The sequence below is a fragment of the Streptomyces sp. GL_140 genome, from assembly GCF_057834465.1.
This window is the reverse complement of sequence record NZ_CM174404.1, coordinates 4,209,414-4,229,738: the sequence shown is the minus strand read 5'-3', so window position 1 is coordinate 4,229,738 and position 20,325 is coordinate 4,209,414. Positions and strand designations below refer to the sequence as shown.

The following is a 20,325-nucleotide window of genomic DNA, read 5'->3' as shown; positions in this document are numbered from 1 at the left end:
CTCCCTACGACATGGCGGCTCGGCCGACCGCGCCTGCCGCGGTCCGTGCGGCAGGCGAAGCCGCGAGGTGCTCGACCGCCCTGCGCAGCGAGCCCTCCTGCGAGGGATGGTACGACCGCCGGAAGTAGCGGGGTATGGCCATGCCGAGCTCTCTCCAGGTGGGCAGGAGTCCCTTGGCCACGGCACGGTTGTGTTCGCGCAGCGAATAGCGCGCCCGGCCCGGCAGTTGCGGGTCGTTGCGCAGGAGGTACGAGGTCCCCCACACCCACAGCCAGGCCAGCACCGGGGCCACCACGACCATGCCCTCGACGCGGCGCGCGTAGCGGGGCAGCCCCGCGCCGCCGCAGTGCTGGTACATGTCGAAGGCGACGGAGCGGTGCTCCACCTCCTCCGCGCCGTGCCAGCGCAGCAGGTCGAGCATGATCTCGTCCGCGCCGGCCCGGTCCAGCCCTTCGGCACTGAGCACCCAGTCCCCGAGGACCGCCGTGAACTGCTCGATCGCGGCGACCAGGGAGAGGCGGAAGCGCAGCCACTCCTGCGCGGTGACGGGCGCACCGAACGGCGGGGTCTCCCCCAGCAGCTTCTCGAAGAGGATGTCCACGTACTTCGTGTACGCCGCGGTGGGCAGCTGCTGTTCGGCGAGGTGGTCCAGGACGTAGGAGTGCTGCACGCTGTGCGTGGCCTCCTGGCCCATGAACCCCTTCACCGCCTTGCGCAGCTCGGGGTCGGTGACCAGCGGAAGGCCTTCCTTGAAGACCTTCACGAACCACCGTTCCCCGGCGGGCAGCAGCAGGTGCAGCACGTTGATGACGTGGGTGGCGGTGGGCTCGTCCGGTATCCAGTGCAGCGGGGTGGTCCTCCAGTCGAAGGCCACGCGTCGCGGGGCGATCGTGTACGGGGCCCCGCTCACAGCTTGGGCTCCAGCTTCGCCAACCGCCTCAGGGTGCCCGGCGCGAAGCGGGACATCCACAGGGCGCCCTTGGACTCGGGAGTCACCGGAACCACGGCTTGGTTCTTCACCACCGCGAGCAGGATCGCGTCGGCGACCTTCTCCGGCGGGAAGTTGCGCAGCCCGTAGAGGCGGGAGGACTTCTGCTGGCGGCGCTTCTCCTCGGCCTCGTCCACCCCGGCGAACCGGGAAGTGGCGGTGATGTTGGTGTTGACGATGCCGGGGCAGATCGCCGAGACCCCGATCGACTTCGATGCCAGTTCCGCGCGCAGGCACTCGCTGAGCATCAGCACCGCGGCCTTGGAAGTGCTGTAGGCGGGCAGGGTCTTCGAGGGCAGATAGGCGGCGGCGGAAGCGGTGTTGACGATGTGCCCGCCCTGACCGCGCTCGGCCATCTGCTTGCCGAAGATCCGGCAGCCGTGGATGACACCCCACAGATTGACGTCGAGGACCTTCTTCCAGTCCTCGGAGCTCGTCTCCAGGAACGGCCCCGACAGGCCGATCCCGGCGTTGTTGACCAGGACGTCCACGATCCCGTACTCGGCGGCCACCTTTGCCGCGAGCTTCTCCATCGCCTGCTCGTCGCTGACGTCCACGCATTCGCCCCACGCCTGCGGCGAGCCGACCAGGCGGGCCATGTCCGCGGTGCGCGCCGCGCCCTCGGCGTCCCGGTCCACGCACACCACGCGGGCGCCGGCCTCGGCGAAAGCGAAGGCGGTGGCCCGGCCGATGCCGCTGGCGGCTCCGGTGACCAGGACCAGCTGGCCGCCGAAGCGGTCCGCGTACCTGCCCGGCGCCTTCTGCTCGGGCACCCGCGTGGCGGGCTCCTCCCGGGCGGTGACGAACTCGGTGATCCAGGCGGCCAGCTGGTCGGGCCGGGTCCTGGGCACCCAGTGCTTGGCCGGCAGGGTGCGCCTGACCAGGTCGGGGGCCCACAGCTCCAGCTCGTCGTAGAGCCGCTCGGAGAGGAAGGCGTCCCCGGTGGGGGTGATCAGCTGGACCGGGGTGTGCGCGTACGCGTCGGAGCGCGGCCGGCGCATCCGCGGCCGGACGTTGTCCCGGTAGAGCCAGGCGCCGTGCGCGGCGTCGCTGGGCAGCGAGGCCGTGGGGTACCCGTCGGCCGGGATCTTCTCCATCCGCTGGATCAGCTTCGGCCACTGCTTGCCGAGCGGCCCGCGCCAGGCGAGCTCCGGCAGCACCGGCGTGTGCAGCATGTAGACGTACCAGGACTTGGCGCCCTGGTTCAGCAGCTGGGCCACCCGGCGCGGGGTGGGGCGCGCCATCCGCTTCTTGATCCAGTGCCCGAAGTGGTCGAGGGAGGGCCCGGACATCGAGGTGAAGGAAGCGATGCGGCCCTCGGTGCGGGCGACCGTCGCGAACTCCCAGCCCTGTACTGAGCCCCAGTCGTGGCCGACCAGGTGCACCGGGCGGTCCGGGCTGACCGCGTCGGCCACTGCCAGGAAGTCGTCGGTCAGCTTCTCCAGGGTGAAGCCGCCGCGCAGCGGCTGCGGGGCCGTGGAGCGCCCGTGGCCCCGTACGTCGTAGAGCACGATGTGGAAGCGGGAGGCCAGCCGCTCGGCGACATCGGACCAGACCTCCTTGCTGTCCGGGTACCCGTGCACCAGGATCACGGTCGCCAGCTCGGGGTCACCGAGCTCGACCACGCACAGCTCGACCCCGCCCGTGCTCACCCAGCGCTCGCGCGCCCCCGCGAGAGCCGTTCCGGACGCCGTGCCGAATTCCGTGCCGCTCATGCCGTCTTCTCCTCAGCCCAGCGCCGCACGTGCGGCAGATCGTCGTCCAGCCAGAACGCGCTTTCTTCGGGGTCCTGGGAGTCGGTGACCACCAGGATCTCCTCGAACTTGGCGCCGGTGCCCCGGAAGCCCAGGTGCGGTTCCACCGCCCACAGGCCGGGCTGCGGCGGGTGGTCGGAGAAGTGGTACGGACTCCACAACGGGGACCAGCCCGCGCGGTGACCGTGCAGGGCGTCCGAGACCAGCCCCTTCAGGGCCTGGGTGCCGAACCCGAACGCGGTCGGCGACCAGCTCCGCTCCTTGACCCGGTCTATTTTGTGCGCGATCACGCCGAAGGGGTAGGCCCGGTGCCGGTTCGCGTACCCCTGTCTGATCATCAGCCGCTCGACGTCCTCGTAGATGTCGCGCAGGGAACGGCGCTCGCGCACCTGGTCCAGGATCAGCGCGCGGTGCGCCCTGAGGTCGGACATGAGCCGGTCCTGCACCGGATTGAGGCCGAGGCTGCCCGAGTACCCGATGTCCGCGGTGTAGCCCTTGTAGACCGGGGCCATGTCGAGGATGAACGGCATCCCCGGCTCCAGGGCCCGGTTCGTCGGGAAGAACTGCAGCGGGATCTTGAAGTCGGTGAAGGCGGTACGGTCGCCGAACCACGCGAACGGCATGTGGAACCAGTCCCGCACCCCGCGCTCACGCAGCCAGTCGCGCTGCATCCGCGCGGCCTCGCGCTCGGTCACCCCGGGGCGCAGCTGCGCCGCGACGGCCTCCGCGCACTCGTAGGAGAGGCGCTGCACTTCCTTGAACCCGCGCAGTTCGGCGGAGAGTTCTGTGGTGCGTTGCTTGGTGTCCCCAGCCATGCCAGCCGTCCGTCCGTATAGCCGTACGCGCCCGTAACTTGACACTGATGAATGTGACAATGACCGGAGGTCACGTCAAGGCCCGTGCACGGACCTGTGGACAAACTTGTCCGGTGCGCGTCAGCCCTGAGTCAGCCTTCTGTCAGGGTCCGTAGTCCTGAAGGCGGAGAAAGGATCGAGCTCCAGGTCTGACGATCCGCGCGGGTAGCGCCACTAACGTCGTTCACGTGACTGTCATCGCGACCGAAAGCCTGAGCAAGCGGTACCCCCGAGTGACCGCCCTCGACCGGCTCTCCCTGGACATCGGGCCCGGAGTAACCGGCCTCGTGGGCGCCAACGGAGCCGGCAAGTCCACGCTGATCAAGATTCTGCTGGGACTCTCCCCCGCCACCGAGGGCACCGCCGCGGTGCTCGGACTCGACGTAGCCACCCACGGCAGCGCCATCCGGGAACGCGTCGGCTACATGCCCGAGCACGACTGCCTGCCCCCCGACGTCTCGGCCACCGAGTTCGTCGTGCACATGGCGCGCATGTCCGGGCTCCCGCCGACCGCCGCCCGCGAGCGCACCGCGGACACCCTGCGCCACGTGGGCCTGTACGAGGAGCGCTACCGCCCCATCGGCGGCTACTCCACGGGCATGAAGCAGCGCGTCAAGCTCGCCCAGGCACTGGTCCACGACCCACAACTGGTCCTCCTCGACGAGCCCACCAACGGACTCGACCCGGTCGGCCGCGACGAGATGCTCGGCCTGATCCGCCGCATCTACACCGACTTCGGCATCTCGGTCCTGGTCACCTCCCACCTCCTCGGCGAGCTGGAGCGGACCTGCGACCACGTCGTGGTCGTCGACGGCGGCAAGCTGCTGCGCTCCAGCTCCACCAGCGACTTCACCCAGACCACCACGACCCTCGCGGTCGAGGTCACCGACTCCGACACCCATCCGGACGGCACCGCCGCCCTGCGCAAGGCGCTCACCGAGGCCGGTGTCACGCTGCATGCGGGAGAGGAGGCGGGCCTGCCCGGCGCCGGCCACATCCTCCTCGTCGAGGCCACCGGCGAGGCGACGTACGACACCGTCCGCGACACCGTCGCCGACCTCGGCATCGGCCTGGTCCGCATGGAACAGCGCCGCCACCACATCGCGGAGGTCTTCCGCGAAAGCGACGCCTCGGCCGCTCAGGCCGCAGCCCAGTCCGCCCAGGCCGCCGCCTGGGCAGCCACCCAGCAGAAGGGAGCCGGTTCCGATGGCGCCTGACACCTCGACCCAGATCCACAACATCGGCTACCGGTCCTACGACGGCCCCCGGCTCGGCCGCGCCTACGCCCGCAAGTCGCTGTTCGCGCAGTCCCTGCGCGGCGCGTACGGGCTGGGCCGCTCGGCCAAGTCCAAGGTGCTGCCGATGCTGCTCTTCGCGGTGATGTGCGTCCCCGCGCTGATCCTCGTCGCGGTCGCGATCGCCGTGCCCGGCTCCACCGACCTGCCGATCAAGTACACGACGTACGCCCTGACCACCCAGGTGATCATCGGCCTCTACCTCGCCTCGCAGGCACCGCAGTCGGTCTCCCGCGACCTCCGCTTCAAGACCGTGCCGCTCTACTTCTCGCGGCCGATCGAGCGCGTCGACTACGTGCTCGCCAAGTACGCGGCCATGGCCTCGGCACTGTTCATCCTCACCGCCACCCCGCTGGTGATCATGTACGTCGGCTCGCTGCTCGCCAAGTTCGACTTCGGCGACCAGACCAAGGGATTCGGACAGGGACTGGTGTCGGTACTCCTGCTGTCGCTGCTCTTCTCCGGCCTCGGCCTGGTCATGGCCGCGCTCACCCCGCGCCGCGGATTCGGCGTCGCCGCCATCATCGCCGTGCTCCTGATCCCCTTCGGCGCCGTGGCAGCCGTCCAGGGCATCGCCTTCAACACCGGTTCGGCCGGCGTCGTCGAGTGGCTGGGGCTGTTCTCCCCGATCACGCTCATCGACGGGTTCCAGGCATCGTTCCTCGGCGCCACCTCCGCCTTCCCCGGCGGCGACGGTCCCTCGACCGCCGTCGGCGCCGTCTACCTGATCGTCATCCTCGCCCTCATCGCCGGCTCCTACGCCGCCCTGATGGCCCGCTACCGGAAGGCCGGGCTGTGACCATCATCGACATCGACCACACCTCCCGCTGGTTCGGGAACGTCGTCGCCGTCAACGACGTGACCATGCGCATCGGTCCCGGAGTCACCGGCCTGCTGGGTCCCAACGGCGCCGGAAAGTCCACCCTCATCAACATGATGGGCGGCTTCCTGGCACCCTCCACCGGCACCGTCACCCTCGACGGCACGCCGATCTGGCGCAACGAGCAGGTCTACAAGCAGATCGGCGTCGTGCCCGAGCGCGAGGCCATGTACGACTTCCTCACTGGCCGGGAGTTCGTCGTCGCCAACGCCGAGCTGCACGGCCTCGACGACCTGGCGGCCCAGCGGGCACTGGCCACCGTCGAGATGGAGTACGCGCAGGACCGCAAGATCTCCACGTACTCCAAGGGCATGCGCCAGCGCGTGAAGATGGCCTCCGCCCTGGTCCACGACCCCTCGGTGCTGCTACTCGACGAGCCGTTCAACGGCATGGACCCGCGCCAGCGCATGCAGCTGATGGACCTGCTGCGGCGGATGGGCGACTCCGGCCGCACCGTGCTGTTCTCCTCGCACATCCTGGAGGAGGTCGAGCAGCTCGCCTCCCACATCGAGGTGGTCGTCGCCGGCCGGCACGCGGCCTCCGGCGACTTCCGCAAGATCCGCCGCCTGATGACGGACCGCCCGCACCGCTACCTCGTCCGTTCCTCCGACGACCGGGCCCTCGCCGCGGCCCTGATCGCCGACCCGTCCACCGCGGGGATCGAGGTAGACCTCAAGGAAGGCGCCCTGCGCATCCAGGCCGTCGACTTCGGGCGCTTCACCGAGCTGCTGCCGCGGGTCGCCCGCGCGCACGGCATCCGGCTGATGACGGTCTCGCCCTCCGACGAGTCCCTCGAATCGGTCTTCTCCTACCTCGTCGCGGCCTGAAGGAGCTGGCATCCATGTACAACCCCACTGTTGCCCGGCTCACCTACCGGGCCCTGCTCGGCCGCCGCCGCGCGCTGATCCTCCTCGCGCTGCCCGCCCTGCTGATCGTCATCTCCATCGCCGTCCGCGCCTTCACGGGCCTGGACGACAAGGTCGCAGCCGACCTCCTCGGCGGATTCGCACTGGCCACGATGGTCCCGCTGATCGGTGTCATCGCCGGAACGGGAGCCATCGGCCCGGAGATCGACGACGGCTCGATCGTCTACCTGCTCTCCAAGCCGGTGAAGCGACCGACGATCATCATGACCAAGCTGATCGTCGCGATCGCCGTCACCATGGTCTTCTCCGCGATCCCCACCCTGATCGCCGGCTTCATCCTCAACGGCAACGGCCAGCAGATCGCCGTGGCCTACACCGTCGCCGCCCTCATCGCCTCGGTGGCCTACAGCGCGCTGTTCCTGCTGCTGGGCACCGTGAGCCGGCACGCGGTCGTCTTCGGCCTCGTCTACGCGCTGATCTGGGAGTCCCTCTTCGGCAGCCTGGTGGCCGGTGCCAAGACCCTCAGTGTCCAGCAGTGGGCGCTCGCCCTCGCGCAGAAGGTCGCGGGCGAGGGGTACGTGGACGCCACCGTCGGCCTGCCCACCGCGGTGATCCTGCTCGTGGCGGTCACCGTCGGCGCCACCGTCTACGCCGGCCAGCGGCTGCGCCGCCTCACCCTGGCGGGCGAGGAGTAGGATCCGCGCCGCCACAGCGGGGCCATCGCGTCAGAGCGCGGCCCGTGTGGCCAAATCCCCGCAAAACCTGTGCCCCGCCCGGCCTACCGGCCAGGCGGGGCACAGGTTTGCGCGGCATCATCGGGGCATGATCAAGCGCACCGAGCCCGAGCCGTCCAGGCCCGTGAGGTCCTGGATACGGTCAGCGCCCGGTACCCACATCTGGTTGCTGATCATCGCCGTCACGAGCATCGTCGTCGTGGTCGTGCCCAACCACCTCGAACACATCCTGCTCCACCGCAACAGCAGCAACATCCACGAGCTGGCCCGGCACCCCATCAGAGCCCTGCTCAGCAGCGCCTTCTGGATCGAGAACCCGGCCTCGCTCCCCCTCTACGTCCTGCTCTTCGAAATCTTCCACGCCAACGTGGAACGCTGGCTCGGCACCATGCGCTGGCTCCTGATCGTCGCGACCGGCCACATCACGGCCACCCTGCTCAGCCAGCGGGTCGTCCTGATGGCCATCCGGGACAACCGGGCCCCGCGCAGCATGGTCCACGTCGTCGACATCGGCGTCAGCTACGGGCTCGCGACCGCCGTAGGGGTGCTGACCTACCGCCTCCCCAACCCCTGGCGATGGTTCTACCTGGCGGGCTCCTTGGCCTTCTTCGGGCTCCCCCTCGCCACCGGCGGCACCTTCACCGACCTGGGCCACGCCATCGCCCTCGCGGTGGGCCTGCTCGCCTGGCCGCTGACCCGCCACCCGCACCCGCGCAAGCACGACGAGCATGTTTCACGTGAAACATGACCCGGACGAAATTCGCTGGTACGCCACCTTCGCCGAGGGCAGAGTGAGCGGTGCGGGGAGTAACAAGAAGGTCCGGAACAGCCACTTCGAGCGCGCCTCAGGCGCGGGCTGTTCCGGACCTTTCCGCAATTCCGTGCTGGGCTAGGCGGCGCCCAGCAGACGCTCCAGGACGACCGCGATGCCGTCCTGCTGGTTGGAAGTGGTCACCTCGTCGGCCACCGCCTTCAGCTCCACGTGGGCATTGGCCATCGCCACCCCGTGCGCGGCCCAGCCGAACATCGGGATGTCGTTGGGCATGTCGCCGAAGGCGATCGTCTCGGCCGCCTTCACCCCCAGCCGGCGCGCGGCCAGCGAGAGGCCGGTGGCCTTGCTCAGCCCCAGAGGCAGGATCTCCACGACACCCGGACCGGCCATGACGATGCCGACCAGATTGCCCACGGTCTGCCGGGCCACCTCGACGAGGCTGTCCTCGTCCAGCTCGGGGTGCTGGATGTACAGCTTGTTCAGCGGAGCCGTCCAGACCTCGGCGGTGTCCTCCAGGTAGATCGCCGGAAGACCCTCCTGCACCTGGTAGCCGGGGCCGAACAGGACTTCGCCCTCGACCCCGTCCCGGCTGGCGGCCAGGGCCAGCGGACCCACCTCGGCCTCGATCTTCTCCAGCGCGAGGGCGGCCAGTTTCCGGTCGAGCGTCACCGAGGTCAGCAGCCGGTGCGCGCCCGCGTCGTAGACCTGCGCGCCCTGACCGCAGACCGCGATGCCCTTGTAGCCGAGGTCGTCGAGGACGTGCCGGGTCCAGGGCACGGCGCGGCCGGTGACGATGATGTGCGCCGCGCCGGCTGCACCGGCGGCGACGAGCGCCTCACGGGTGCGCTCCGAGACGGTGTCGTCGTCACGCAGCAGCGTGCCGTCGAGGTCGGTCGCGACGAGCTTGTACGGGAACGGGGCCGTGCTCACTTGGCGATCGGCTCCAGGAATTCGCGGCCGCCCAGGTAGGGACGGAGCACCGGGGGCACCCGGACCGTACCGTCGGCCTGCTGGTGGTTCTCCAGGATCGCGACGATCGTGCGCGGGACCGCGCACAGGGTGCCGTTCAGCGTGGACAGCGGCGCGGTCTTCTTGCCGTCGCGGTAGCGGACCGACAGGCGGCGGGCCTGGAAGCCGTCGCAGTTCGAGGCGGAGGTCAGCTCGCGGTACTTGCCCTGGGTGGGGATCCACGCCTCGCAGTCGAACTTGCGGGAGGCGGAGGAGCCCAGGTCGCCGGTGGCCACGTCGATCACCTGGAAGGGCAGCTCGAGGCTGGTCAGCCACTGCTTCTCCCACTCCAGGAGCCGCTGGTGCTCGGCCTCGGCCTCCTCCGGCGCGACGTACGAGAACATCTCGACCTTGTCGAACTGGTGGACGCGGAAGATGCCGCGGGTGTCCTTGCCGTACGTGCCGGCCTCGCGGCGGAAGCACGGGGAGAAGCCGGCGTAGCGCAGCGGCAGCTTGTCCACGTCGATGATCTCGTCCATGTGGTACGCGGCAAGCGGGACCTCGGAGGTGCCGACCAGGTAGAGGTCGTCGCCCTCCAGGTGGTACACGTTCTCCGCGGCCTGGCCGAGGAAGCCGGTGCCCTCCATGGCGCGCGGGCGGACCAGCGCGGGGGTGAGCATCGGGACGAAGCCGGCCTCGGTGGCCTGTGCGATGGCCGCGTTGACGAGCGCGAGCTCGAGCAGGGCGCCCACACCGGTGAGGTAGTAGAAGCGCGAGCCGGAGACCTTGGCACCGCGCTCGACGTCGATGGCGCCCAGGGACTCGCCGAGCTCCAGGTGGTCCTTGGGCTCGAAGCCCTCGGCGCCGAAGTCCCGGATGGTGCCGTGCGTCTCCAGGACGGTGAAGTCCTCTTCGCCGCCGACGGGCACGTCCTCGTGGACGATGTTGCCGAGCTGGAGGAGCAGCGTCTTGGCGGCTTCGTCCGCCTCGTTCTGCTCGGCTTCGGCGGCCTTCACATCCTGCTTGAGCTGATCGGCCTTCTTCAGCAGCTCGGCCCGCTCCTCCGGAGAGGCCTTGGGAATGAGCTTGCCGAGCGACTTCTGCTCGTTGCGGAGTTCGTCGAATCGCATGCCGGAGGACCTGCGGCGCTCGTCGGCGGAGAGCAGTGCGTCGACGAGTGCGACGTCCTCTCCACGGGCGCGCTGCGAGGCGCGGACACGGTCAGGGTCTTCACGGAGCAGCCGGAGGTCAATCACCCCTCCAGGCTACCGGGCCGGGCTTCGCAGCACCGCACCGATATCACGCTGCGTGTCACTTTGTCCCAATTGCCGCGAATGGAAAACTTCCGACGGGCGGCCGGAAGTGTCCCTTCCTCCGAGGTCGATAAAAGTGGCCCCATTCCCCGAAAAGGGGTACGGGGGCCGCGATCGGGCAGCTCCTGAGCAGGGCTGGAGGCCGTTCCTTGTCCACAGGAATTCCCCGCCGCACCGGCTTATCCACAGGCTGTGTGCCGCATCTGTGGATACAGGAATAGATCAATCCTGTCCGCGGAGCGAGCAGGGTCAATCGGGGTTCAAACCACCCTCACACACTCATTCGGGTGGGAATGGCTCGCCCCAAAGAGTTGATCGGTGGTGCAGGGGTGACGCCGTTCACCCTCCGCTCCCCAGCGCGAAACCTGGGCCACCCGACCGATTTGTCGACCTTGTCATGCTGCTCTGTCGACTTGTCCCCAGGTCTGCATCTCTACCTGTGGATAACTCTGTGGACAGTGGACAGAGCGCTACGGGCGCCCGTCGAGGCAACGGGTCAGCCAGTCCGAGGCGGCCGTGAAATCACTGTCCGAGGTCCCCGACCGGGCCGCACGCACGTCACCCTGAGCGACGCCGGCGCGCGGGTACGAGCCGAGGAAGCGGATCTGCGGGCAGGTGCGCTTGAGGCCCATGAGTGCCTCCCCGACCCGGCGGTCGGAAATGTGGCCTTCGGCGTCCACGGCGAAGCAGTAGTTGCCGATGCCCTCGCCGGTCGGCCGCGACTGGATCAGCATCAGGTTCACCCCGCGGACGGCGAACTCCTGGAGCAGCTCCAGCAGTGCACCGGGGCGGTCGTCACCCATCCACAGCACGACGGAGGTCTTGTCGGCGCCGGTCGGCGCCGCCGGCCGGGCGGGGCGGCCCACCAGCACGAAGCGGGTCTCCGCGTTCTGCGCGTCGTGGATCTCGGTGACCAGCGGGACCAGCCCGTAGGTGACGGCCGCGAACTCGCCCGCGAAGGCGGCGTCGAAGCGGCCTTCCTGGACCAGCCGGGCCCCGTCGGCATTGGAAGCGGCCGACTCCCACACCGCGTCGGGCAGGTTCGCCCGCAGCCAGTTGCGTACCTGTGGCTGGGCCACCGGGTGCCCGGTGACGGTCTTGATGTCCGACAGCTTGGTCCCCGGCCGGACCAGCAGCGCGAAGGCGATCGGGAGCAGCACCTCGCGGTAGATCATCAGCGGTTCGCCCGAGGCCAGCTCGTCGAGGGTCGAGGTGACCCCGCCCTCCACCGAGTTCTCGATCGGGACCAGCGCCGCCGCGGCCTCGCCGTTGCGTACGGCGTCCAGGGCGGCTGGGACCGAGACCATCGGGACGAGCTCCCGGGTCGCGGCTTCGGGCAGGGTGCGAAGGGCGGCTTCGGTGAAGGTGCCCTCGGGACCGAGATAGGTGAAGCGGGTGGCCGACATGTGATCAGCCTAATGCCGGGCCCGCGACGCCACAGAGCTGTTCATCCCTCGAGCAGCCGCTGTCCCACGTACTCCCCGGCGGCTGCGCCGGGCGGGACCGCGTACAGGCCGCTGGACTCGTGCCGGATGAACTCCGACAGGGCGTCGCCCCGGTCGAGCTTGCGCTGCACGGGGACGAAACCGCGCGCCGGGTCGGCCTGCCAGCAGATGAAGAGGAGCCCCGCGTCGGGGGTCCCGTCGGGAGCCGTCCCGTCGTGGAAGGAGAAGGGGCGCCGGAGCATGGCGGCCCCGCCGTTCTGCGCCGGGGCGGAGATCCGGGCGTGGGCGTTGGATGGGATGACCGGCTTGCCGTCGGCCCCGAACTTGCCGAGGTCCATGGGGGTGGTCTCCTGACCCCCGGTCAGCGGGGCGCCGGTGGCCTTCGTACGGCCGATGACCTGCTCCTGCTGGGCGACCGACTGCTGGTCCCAGTGGTCGAGGAGCATGCGGATGCGGCGTACGACCGCGTACGAGCCCCCGACCATCCAGGAGTGCTCGGCGGGCACCGTTCCCTGGACGAAGATCCGCTTGTCGAAATCGGCCTCCGTGGGCTTCGGGTTGTTCGTGCCGTCGACCTGGCCCATTAGGTTGCGCGCGGTCATGGGGGTGGCGGTGGCGCCGGGAGAGCGGTTGAAGCCGTTCATCTGCCAGCGCAGGCGGGCGGCGTCCCCGACGTCCTTCTGCAGGGCCCGCAGCGCGTGGAAGGCGACCAGCCCGTCGTCGGCGCCGATCTGGACCCACAGGTCGCCGTTGCTGCGCTGGGCGTCGAGCCGGTCCGAGGAGAAGTCCGGCAGCGGGTCGAGGGCGGCGGGGCGGCGGGCGGTGAGGCCGGTGCGATCGAAGAAGGAGTGGCCGAAGCCGAAGGTGATGGTGAGGGAGGACGGCCCGGCGTCGAGGGCGATCCCGGTGTCGGCGGTCGGCGCGGCCTCTCCGGCGGTCAGCCGCCGGGCGGTGTCGGACCAGCGGCGCATCAGGGCGGCGGCCTCGGTGCGGGCGGCACCCGGCGCCAGATCGAAGGCGAGGACGTGGCCCTTGGCCTGGAGGGGTGTGGTGATGCCGGCCTGGTGGTCCCCGTCGAAGGCGACCCGGGTGGAGCCGAGGGAGGCGAGGCTGCCCGGGGCGCCCCCGGAGCCGGCCGTCCCGGTGCCGGCCACCGCAGAATGCACGAGCGCTCCGCCGGTGGCGCCGAGCGCGAGCCCGGCGGCGCCCGCCGCGCCGACGGTGCCCAGCAGGCGGCGCCGGGAGATCTCGATGTCGGGACTGCCCGTGGTGTTCTCGGTGGTCTCGCTGTTCTGGGTCACGCTGGTCAGCCGATCTTGACGTTCTTCTGGACGGTCGTCTGGTCGATGTCGGAGGTGCGGACGGTCACGTCGATCCGCCAGTCGCCGGCCAGTGGCAGCTGGACGCCCGATGCGCTCCAGTGTCCGGGGGCGGCGTGTTCGGGGACGACGGGCAGCGGGCCGATGTCCTTGGCCGCGAGGGTGAAGGAGACCTTGACCTCGGGAAGGTCCACCGGCTGGCCGTCGGGGGTCTCCGCCCACACGTGGAGGGTGTTCGCGCCGACGCGGCCCGGGTCCAGCTGGATCCGGACCGAGCCCTTGCCGTTCTGGCCGCCCGTGTCGTACGGGAGGGTGATCTTGATCGCGCGGTCGGGGACGGCAGCGGCGTTGGAGCCGCGGCTCGTCTCCAGCTCGGCGGCACGGCCGGGCTCGGTGCTGGTGAGGACGGTGGTGACGGCCAGCAGGACCACGGCGACGCCCGCCTCGGCGAGCACGGACCGGCGCAGGCCCGCGCGGTCCGGATCGGCGTCCCGGGCCTGCTTCTCCTGGGCGGTGCGCCGGGCGGCGCCCTGGCGGGCGAGCTGGGCGGCGCGCTTGGGGTCGGTGGACGCGGACGCCGGCGCGGGCGATGTTTCACGTGAAACATCGCCTTGTGCGGCGGCCTTGGCCTTGGCCTTCGCCTTGACCGGCTTCTCGGCCCGGGCGGACTCGGCGAGCCGCGAGGTCCACTTCCGGGAGACCGAGGCGATCCCGACGAGGACGCCGACGAGGCCCAGCTTGACGAGCAGGAGCTGCCCGTAGGAGGTCCCGGTGAGGGCGGACCAGCTGCCGACCTGGCGCCAGGACTGGTAGGTGCCGGTGGCGGCGAGCACGAGGACGCTGACGAAGGCGACGGTGGAGAAGCGCCGGATGGCCTCGCGCTCGATCCCCGGCACCTTGTGGAGGGCGACGAGCAGCGCGGTGAGTCCGCCGAGCCAGGTGGCGACGGCCAGCAGGTGCAGGATGTCGACGGGCATGGCGAGCGCGGGCTGGATGCCGGTGGAAGCGTGCTCGGCCAGTGCCCAGGTGGCGGCGATGCCGGCGGCGACGACGGTCCCGCCAACGGCGAGGCCGAAGACGAGATCGCTCTCCCCGCCGGCGTCCTCCTCCACGGCCTTGGCGGAGCCCTTGCCGGAACTGCCGGTACCGCCGGTGCTCCCGCCGCTCTGGTGGCGCCGCGCGTAGGCGCCGAACAGGACGGCGATGAAGAGCGCGGCGGCGCCGAGGAGGAGCAGCCGCGAGACGAGGGAGGCGCCGGACTTGGTCTCCAGAACGGCCTTCAGCCCGGCGAGGTCGAAGACGTCGGAGAAGTTCCCGGACCCCGTGTAGGGGTTGCGGAGCAGCAGCATCGCGAGGGTGGCCACGGTGAGCGTGACCCAGGCCCGTACGACCAGCTTCTGCATCGGTCGCTCGGCGGCGCCCCGGCGCCAGCACAGCAGGATGAAGCAGGCGGCGCCGACGAGCAAGGCGAACCCGGCGTAGGCGGCGTAGCGCGCGACGTCGTAGGCGATGGCGACGGGCCCGTCGCCCGCGGTCTGCGCGGGGAGCGTGACGGCGGTCTGGGAGGGGGCTCCGATGGAGAAGGTGAAGGCGCCGGAGACCGGATGGCTGTCGGCCGATACAGCCTGCCAGGCGACCGTGTAGGTGCCGTCGGGCAGCCCGGGACGCAGGGCGGTGCCGTAGCGGATGACGTTGCCGCTGCAGAGGTCGCGCAGTTCACCGGTGTCGACGCGCTTGCCCTGCGGGTCCAGTACGCGGATGGAATCGCCGTTCATGGCGACCCCCTCCGAGAACGAGAGGGTGACCTGGGCGGGCGCCGTGGCGACCACCGCCCCGTCCTTGGGGTCGCTCGCGGTCAGCGCGGCATGCGCCGAGGCCGGGCCGGCCGCGGTGAACAAGGCCGCGAGCAGGGCCGCGAGGACCAGCGTGAGCCGCGGCAGGAGCGCCGTGGCACGGACGCGGGCCGCGGATGGGGCGGGGGCGGTGGCCGTCATGGCGTGTCAGTCCCTCGGTCCGTCAGTGGTCGCTGGAGGTCGGTGCCTTGTACGTGCGCTCCTTGACGTCCAGCTCGACCTTGACCGGGTCGGCCTTCTCGAAGCGCAGCTCTACGGTGACCTTGTCGCCGACCTTGGGGGTGTTCTTCAGGCCCATGAACATGACGTGGCTGCCGCCGCGTTCCAGCTTGAGCTCACCGTTCGCGGGCACCTCCATGGACTGCACTTGCTGCATCTTCTGATCCTTGGTCTCGTGGATCTGAAGATCGTCGGAGAGCGTGCTCGTGACGCCGGTCAGCTTGTCGGCGGTCTTGGAGTCGTTCTTGATGACCATGAACGCGCCGGCCATCTTGTCGTTGACGGGCTCGGGCATGTAGCCGCCGCTGACCGTCAGCTTCGGCTTGGCGCCGGAGTCGGCGGAGGCGGCCGAGTCCTTGGAGTCCGAGGAACAGCCGGATATGGCGAGCGCTGCCGTCAGGGAGAGGGCGGCGGCGAGGGTGCGGGTGGTGCGGGTGTTCACGGGTTCTCTCCCTTGATGATCTTCGGCAGGTCCTTGGTGTAGTCATCGACGGTGGCGGACTCCCCGTAGAGGAGGTACCCCTCGTCGTTCTTCGGGGAGAACGCGATGACCTGGGCGCCGTGCATGGAGACGACGCTGCCGTCGGCCTCCTTCTTGGCTGCCTCGACACCGATGCCGAGCGTGCGCGCGGCGGCTTGGATCTTGGCGAAGTCCCCGGTCAGCCCGATGAATGCCGGGTCCTGGGCCTTGAGCCACGAGCCGAGGGATTCGGGAGTGTCCCGGTCGGGGTCGGTGGTGACGAAGACGACCTGGAGCTTTTCCTGGTCGGCCTTGGGGAGTGCCTTCTTGGCGACGGCGATGTTGCTCATCGTCAGGGGGCACACGTCGGGGCAGTTGGTGTAGCCGAAGTAGATGAGCGTCGGCTTGCCCTTGGTCTGCTCGCGCAGGTTCCACGGCTTGCCGTTGGTGTCTGTCAGGACGACGTCCGGCTTGTCGAAGGGGCGGTCGAGCACGGTCGCGGCGCCGGCTTTCGCCTGGCCTCCGCTGATCTGGGTGACCTTGCCGGTCTTGGCCGGCTCACCACCGCAGGCGGTCAGGGTGAGGGCGGCCGCCGCCAGGAGGGCGGCGACCGTCACACGTGTGGTGCGCATGGAAATGTCCCTGGGATCGGGGTTGGTACGGGTGGATCGGCGGCCGTGGCCGGGCCGTGGAGGCCCGGCCCGACACGCGGGATCGGTGTCTTGGTACGGCAGGTCAGGAGGTGCGGCGGCGCGAGGCGACGCCGAAGGCCACGCCACCGAGGCCGATCACGATGCCGGCGATGCCCAGGGCCCGCGCGGTCGTGTCGGAGCCGCTCTTGGCGGCCTCGGTGTGGTCGGTCTTGTCAGCGGCGCTGTTCTTGTCACCGTCGTCGTGGTGGTCGGAGGCCCCGGCCGCGGGGGCGGCTGTCAGCTTCAGGACGGGGGCCGGGTTGGCCGGCTCGGCCGCGCCTTCCTTGGCCTCTTCGATCCAGCGGACGGTCTCGTTGTTGTCGTACGTCTGGATCGCCTTGAAGACCATCTTGTCGGCGTTGGTGGGCAGCTGACCGATGGAGAGCGGGAACTGCTGGAACTTGCCGGGCTCGATCTTGCCGCCCGACCAGGTCACCTTGGTGACGGCCTCGTTGATCTGCTTGCCGTGCACGGTGAGCGGCTTGTCGAGCTTGCTCTTCTCCACGGTCACGGTCCAGCCGGGAACGTCCTGCGGCATGACGGACGACAGCGGCTGGTCGGCCGGGAAGTTGACCTCGAGCTGAGTGGTCGAGGCGTTGTCGCGCTCGTTGGGGACCTTGAAGTTGATCGTCGCGTAGCCGCCCTTGGTGGCCTCGCCGGGCTGCACGCCGACGTGGGCGAAGGCGGTCCCGGAGAGGAGGAGGACGGTACCGGCGGCGAGGGCGGCGGCGAAGGAGACGCGAGAGGTCTTCATGGCAGAAACACTCCACGGAAGCTGTGGTGACGGTGGCTCCGTGCGCGGCGCGCACGGAGTTCGCGGCACCGGTGCTCCCGTCGAACGTCCCGGGGAGGAGAGGTGCCGCGTCAGGCTGCGAGGGCGAACGCCGTGGGCGGCCCGCGCCTGATCACCGTGTGCTGGAGTGCGTCCCGGCCGGTGGAGACGGCGGGGTCCGCGGCCGTCCCGGCGGCCCGGTGGGTACGGGGCGGCGTGCCGGGGAGCCCGGCGCCGAGGGCCCGTACGTAGGCCAGCGCGGCACGCAGCGGGCGCACCGGGTCGGCTTCGGCGGAGAGCGCGGCGAGCCGGGACAGTTCGAGGAGCCGGAACAGCGCGGCGTCACCGCGGCCGAGCAGCCAGCCGGCGGCCAGGGCGGCCAGCAGGTGGCCGACCAGCATGCCGGGAGTGAGCAGCCCCGTGGCCGGCTCCGCGAGGCCCTGCCCCATGTGCGCGTGCGTCATGTGGCCCTGGGCCCCGGCCTGAGCGGCCATGGCCGACGGGTCGAGTCCGGCGCTCTCCAGGATCCGCCGGGCGTCGGCCGGGTCGAGCGGGACGGTGTTGCCCCCGCACACCAGTTGCGCGGCGAGCGCCGCGAGCGAGGTGTCGGAAGGGGCCGCGCCGGCCGCCGGGGCCGCGGCGCCGTGCTGGCCGAGGCCGAACAGCGTGTGCAGTGCGAGCTGTCCGGCGGCCAGTGCGGTGGCGATGCCGGGGAGCGAGCGGCGGCGTCCCGAGAGGGGGGCGGCGACCGCGAAGACGGCGAGGAAACCCGCGCAGAGCGACCACCAGGGCACCGTGGCGCAGGAGGCCAGTGCGTGCCCGACCGCGGACAGCACGACACAGACCGCGGTGAACACCGCGGTCCGGATCAGCCTCAGGCCGGGTCCGGCCTGCGTCGCGTGGGGGGCAGTCATGGCCGGGCCATCATCGCACTGGGCTTACCGGCTTCATACGGCAGGTGCGCAGGTTGCTTCGCCTTCCGGCGCGGTCACGTCGACTCATACCGCCGCATACACCGCCGCCCGGGAGCGTCGCATCGGCCGAATGAGGGCTCTCTTGGCCTTCGGGGGCTTACGCCCCGCCGCCGGCGGCAATAGGTAACCGTATGAGCATCTGGTGGTCTCTCCACTTGAGGCGCGAAGCAGCGAGCGTGCCCCTTGCCAGGCGGCTGCTGCTGGGGACGATGGAGACCGCGGGGGTGGACCCGGACATCTCCTTCGACCTGTCGGTGGCGCTGAGCGAGGCATGTGCGAACGCGGTGGAGCACGGCGGCTGCGGAGCCGCGCCGCACGGCTCCGTTCCGGAAGGGGCCGGGGCGTACCACGTCACGGCCTACCTGGACGGGGACCGCTGCCGCATCGAGGTGAGCGATTCGGGCCCGGGGTTCCCGCCCTCGACGGTGGCCCGCCGCAGACCCTCCCTGGCCGAGCACGGCCGGGGCCTGCACCTGATCGCGGAACTCGCCGACCACGTCCGGTTCCGCAACCGGCCGGGCCGGGGCGCCGTGGTGAGCTTCGACAAGATGCTGAAGTGGCGGGACGACTCGCTGTTGAAGGTCTCCTAGGCCGACAAGATCCGAAAGAGACGGCCTGGACGCGCCGGTGGGCGGGACCCCGGAGGGGATCCCGCCCACCTGGCCGAACGGCGGCGTCAGCCCTTGAGCTGCGCCATCCACGCCTCGACGTCGTCGGAGGTGCGGGGCAGACCGGCCGACAGGTTCCGGTTGCCGTCCTCGGTGACGAGGATGTCGTCCTCGATCCGGACGCCGATGCCGCGGTACTCCTGCGGCACCGTCAGGTCGTCGGCCTGGAAGTAGAGACCGGGCTCGACGGTGAGGCACATGCCGGGCTCCAGCGTGCCGGCCACGTACGCCTCGACGCGCGCGGCGGCGCAGTCGTGGACGTCCATGCCGAGCATGTGACCGGTGCCGTGCAGGGTCCAGCGGCGCTGCAGGCCGAGCTCCAGAACACGCTCGACCGGGCCCTCCAGCAGGCCCCACTCGACGAGCTTCTCGGCGAGCACGTGCTGCGAGGCGTCGTGGAAGTCGCGGAACTTCGCACCCGGCTTGACGGCGGCGATGCCGGCTTCCTGGGACTCGTAGACCGCGTCGTAGATCTTGCGCTGGATGTCGGTGTACGTGCCGCTGATCGGCAGGGTGCGCGTGACGTCGGCGGTGTAGAGGGTGTGGGTCTCCACGCCGGCGTCGAGCAGCAGCAGGTCGCCGGAGCGGACGTCGCCGTCGTTGCGGACCCAGTGCAGGGTGCAGGCGTGCGGGCCGGCGGCGCAGATGGAGCCGTAGCCGACGTCGTTGCCCTCGACGCGGGCGCGCAGGAAGAAGGTGCCCTCGATGTAGCGCTCGGAGGTGGCCTCGGCCTTGTCGAGCACCTTCACGACGTCCTCGAAGCCGCGCACAGTGGAGTCGACGGCCTTCTGCAGTTCGCCGATCTCGAAGGCGTCCTTCACGGCGCGGGCCTCGGAGAGGTGGACGCGCAGTTCCTCGTCGCGCTCCTTGGTGACCTTGTCGGTCAGGGCCGCCTCGATGACGGAGTCGTGGCCGCGCACGTTGCGGACCGGGCCCTCGGCCTCGGTCAGCTCCTCGGCGAGCTTGCGCACGTCCTTGGCGGGGATGCCCAGCAGCTGCTCGGCCTCGGTGAGGGAGTGGCGGCGGCCGACCCACAGCTCACCGCTGCCGGAGAGCCAGAACTCTCCGTTCTCGCGGTCGGAGCGGGGCAGCAGGTAGACGGTGGCGTGGTGGCCCGTCTCCCCCGCGGGCTCCAGGACCAGGACGCCGTTCTCGGTCTGGTCACCGGTGAGGTACGCGTACTCGGTCGAGGCACGGAAGGGGTACTCCGTGTCGTTCGAGCGGGTCTTCAGCCGGCCGGCGGGCACGACGAGGCGCTCGCCGGGGAAACGCGCGGACAGCGAGGCGCGGCGGGCGGCGGTGTGCGCGGCCTGGGCGATCGGCTCCAGACCGCGCAGCTCGGTGTCCGCCCAGCCGGTGCGCATGCTCTCCGCGAGTTCCTCGCTGACGCCCGGGTACAGCCCGTTCTTGCGCTGCTTGTGCTTCTTCTGGGGCTGCTCTTCTTCCGGGGTCTCCGGGGTGAGCTCGTCAGCCACGTCTTCTCCTCAGTACGACGGACACGGACCGGGTATGGGCCTCA

At 70.5% G+C, this 20,325-nt stretch carries 19 protein-coding genes; 6 read left to right on the top strand and 13 right to left on the bottom strand.

Annotated features, from left to right (window positions below):
* Window positions 1–4: 4 nt before the first annotated feature.
* Genes AC3IYJ_RS19745 through AC3IYJ_RS19735 form a run of 3 tightly spaced genes read right to left on the bottom strand, consistent with a single transcriptional unit; the run spans window position 5 to window position 3,557 of the window.
* Window positions 5–910 carry a metal-dependent hydrolase gene (locus tag AC3IYJ_RS19745; protein WP_489402602.1) on the bottom strand — a complete coding sequence of 302 codons (906 nt, stop codon included), beginning with the start codon at window positions 908–910 and terminating at the stop codon, window positions 5–7.
* Window positions 907–2,703, bottom strand: coding sequence for an SDR family oxidoreductase (locus AC3IYJ_RS19740; RefSeq protein ID WP_489402601.1), 1,797 nt, complete (start codon window positions 2,701–2,703; stop codon window positions 907–909). The genes AC3IYJ_RS19745 and AC3IYJ_RS19740 overlap by 4 nt, the downstream gene beginning before the upstream one ends.
* Window positions 2,700–3,557, bottom strand: coding sequence for a M24 family metallopeptidase (locus AC3IYJ_RS19735; protein ID WP_489402600.1), 858 nt, complete (start codon window positions 3,555–3,557; stop codon window positions 2,700–2,702). The genes AC3IYJ_RS19740 and AC3IYJ_RS19735 overlap by 4 nt, the downstream gene beginning before the upstream one ends.
* A 227-nt stretch (window positions 3,558–3,784) precedes the next feature.
* Between AC3IYJ_RS19735 and AC3IYJ_RS19730 the strand changes: the two genes are divergently transcribed.
* From AC3IYJ_RS19730 to AC3IYJ_RS19710, 5 genes are all read left to right on the top strand, one after another.
* Window positions 3,785–4,813: an ABC transporter ATP-binding protein gene (locus AC3IYJ_RS19730; RefSeq protein ID WP_489402599.1), complete on the top strand. Its 1,029-nt coding sequence runs from the start codon at window positions 3,785–3,787 to the stop codon at window positions 4,811–4,813.
* Complete coding sequence (locus tag AC3IYJ_RS19725; protein WP_489402598.1) at window positions 4,803–5,690, top strand: ABC transporter permease subunit; 888 nt, start codon at window positions 4,803–4,805, stop codon at window positions 5,688–5,690. The genes AC3IYJ_RS19730 and AC3IYJ_RS19725 overlap by 11 nt, the downstream gene beginning before the upstream one ends.
* The gene (locus AC3IYJ_RS19720; RefSeq protein ID WP_489402597.1) at window positions 5,687–6,598 is read left to right on the top strand and encodes an ABC transporter ATP-binding protein; all 912 of its coding nucleotides are present in this window, start codon (window positions 5,687–5,689) and stop codon (window positions 6,596–6,598) included. The genes AC3IYJ_RS19725 and AC3IYJ_RS19720 overlap by 4 nt, the downstream gene beginning before the upstream one ends.
* A 14-nt stretch (window positions 6,599–6,612) precedes the next feature.
* Window positions 6,613–7,332 (top strand): ABC transporter permease subunit, encoded by a 720-nt coding sequence (locus tag AC3IYJ_RS19715; RefSeq protein ID WP_489402596.1) that lies wholly within the window; start codon window positions 6,613–6,615, stop codon window positions 7,330–7,332.
* Between the two features lie 127 nt (window positions 7,333–7,459).
* Window positions 7,460–8,119 carry a rhomboid-like protein gene (locus AC3IYJ_RS19710; RefSeq protein WP_489402595.1) on the top strand — a complete coding sequence of 220 codons (660 nt, stop codon included), beginning with the start codon at window positions 7,460–7,462 and terminating at the stop codon, window positions 8,117–8,119.
* A gap of 141 nt (window positions 8,120–8,260) precedes the next feature.
* Here the strand turns inward: AC3IYJ_RS19710 and AC3IYJ_RS19705 are convergent, their stop codons facing one another.
* From AC3IYJ_RS19705 to AC3IYJ_RS19665, 9 genes are all read right to left on the bottom strand, one after another.
* Window positions 8,261–9,073: an HAD family hydrolase gene (locus AC3IYJ_RS19705; protein WP_489402594.1), complete on the bottom strand. Its 813-nt coding sequence runs from the start codon at window positions 9,071–9,073 to the stop codon at window positions 8,261–8,263.
* A complete protein-coding gene (gene serS, locus AC3IYJ_RS19700) occupies window positions 9,070–10,347 on the bottom strand; it encodes a serine--tRNA ligase (RefSeq protein ID WP_489402593.1) in 1,278 nt (425 codons plus the stop codon). The genes AC3IYJ_RS19705 and serS overlap by 4 nt, the downstream gene beginning before the upstream one ends.
* Before the next feature lie 527 nt (window positions 10,348–10,874).
* A complete protein-coding gene (gene pheA / locus AC3IYJ_RS19695; RefSeq protein ID WP_489402592.1) occupies window positions 10,875–11,810 on the bottom strand; it encodes a prephenate dehydratase in 936 nt (311 codons plus the stop codon).
* A 41-nt stretch (window positions 11,811–11,851) separates the two neighbouring features.
* A complete protein-coding gene (efeB, locus tag AC3IYJ_RS19690) occupies window positions 11,852–13,150 on the bottom strand; it encodes an iron uptake transporter deferrochelatase/peroxidase subunit (protein ID WP_489402591.1) in 1,299 nt (432 codons plus the stop codon).
* Window positions 13,151–13,155: 5 nt separating this feature from the next.
* Entirely contained in the window at window positions 13,156–15,162 is a 2,007-nt protein-coding gene (locus AC3IYJ_RS19685) for a copper resistance protein CopC (RefSeq protein WP_489402590.1), read from the bottom strand.
* A gap of 22 nt (window positions 15,163–15,184) precedes the next feature.
* On the bottom strand, window positions 15,185–15,682 hold the full coding sequence (locus AC3IYJ_RS19680) for a copper chaperone PCu(A)C (protein ID WP_489402589.1): 498 nt from the start codon (window positions 15,680–15,682) through the stop codon (window positions 15,185–15,187).
* On the bottom strand, window positions 15,679–16,332 hold the full coding sequence (locus AC3IYJ_RS19675; RefSeq protein ID WP_489402588.1) for an SCO family protein: 654 nt from the start codon (window positions 16,330–16,332) through the stop codon (window positions 15,679–15,681). The genes AC3IYJ_RS19680 and AC3IYJ_RS19675 overlap by 4 nt, the downstream gene beginning before the upstream one ends.
* A gap of 103 nt (window positions 16,333–16,435) precedes the next feature.
* A complete protein-coding gene (locus AC3IYJ_RS19670) occupies window positions 16,436–17,146 on the bottom strand; it encodes a YcnI family copper-binding membrane protein (RefSeq protein WP_489402587.1) in 711 nt (236 codons plus the stop codon).
* Window positions 17,147–17,256: 110 nt separating this feature from the next.
* Window positions 17,257–18,078 carry a hypothetical protein gene (locus tag AC3IYJ_RS19665; protein WP_489402586.1) on the bottom strand — a complete coding sequence of 274 codons (822 nt, stop codon included), beginning with the start codon at window positions 18,076–18,078 and terminating at the stop codon, window positions 17,257–17,259.
* A gap of 191 nt (window positions 18,079–18,269) precedes the next feature.
* On the opposite strand from AC3IYJ_RS19665, the gene AC3IYJ_RS19660 reads away from it, so the two are divergent.
* A complete protein-coding gene (locus tag AC3IYJ_RS19660; RefSeq protein WP_489402585.1) occupies window positions 18,270–18,728 on the top strand; it encodes an ATP-binding protein in 459 nt (152 codons plus the stop codon).
* Window positions 18,729–18,814: 86 nt separating this feature from the next.
* On the opposite strand, the gene AC3IYJ_RS19655 is transcribed toward AC3IYJ_RS19660, so the two are convergent.
* A complete protein-coding gene (locus tag AC3IYJ_RS19655) occupies window positions 18,815–20,281 on the bottom strand; it encodes an aminopeptidase P family protein (RefSeq protein WP_489402584.1) in 1,467 nt (488 codons plus the stop codon).
* Window positions 20,282–20,325: the final 44 nt, after the last annotated feature.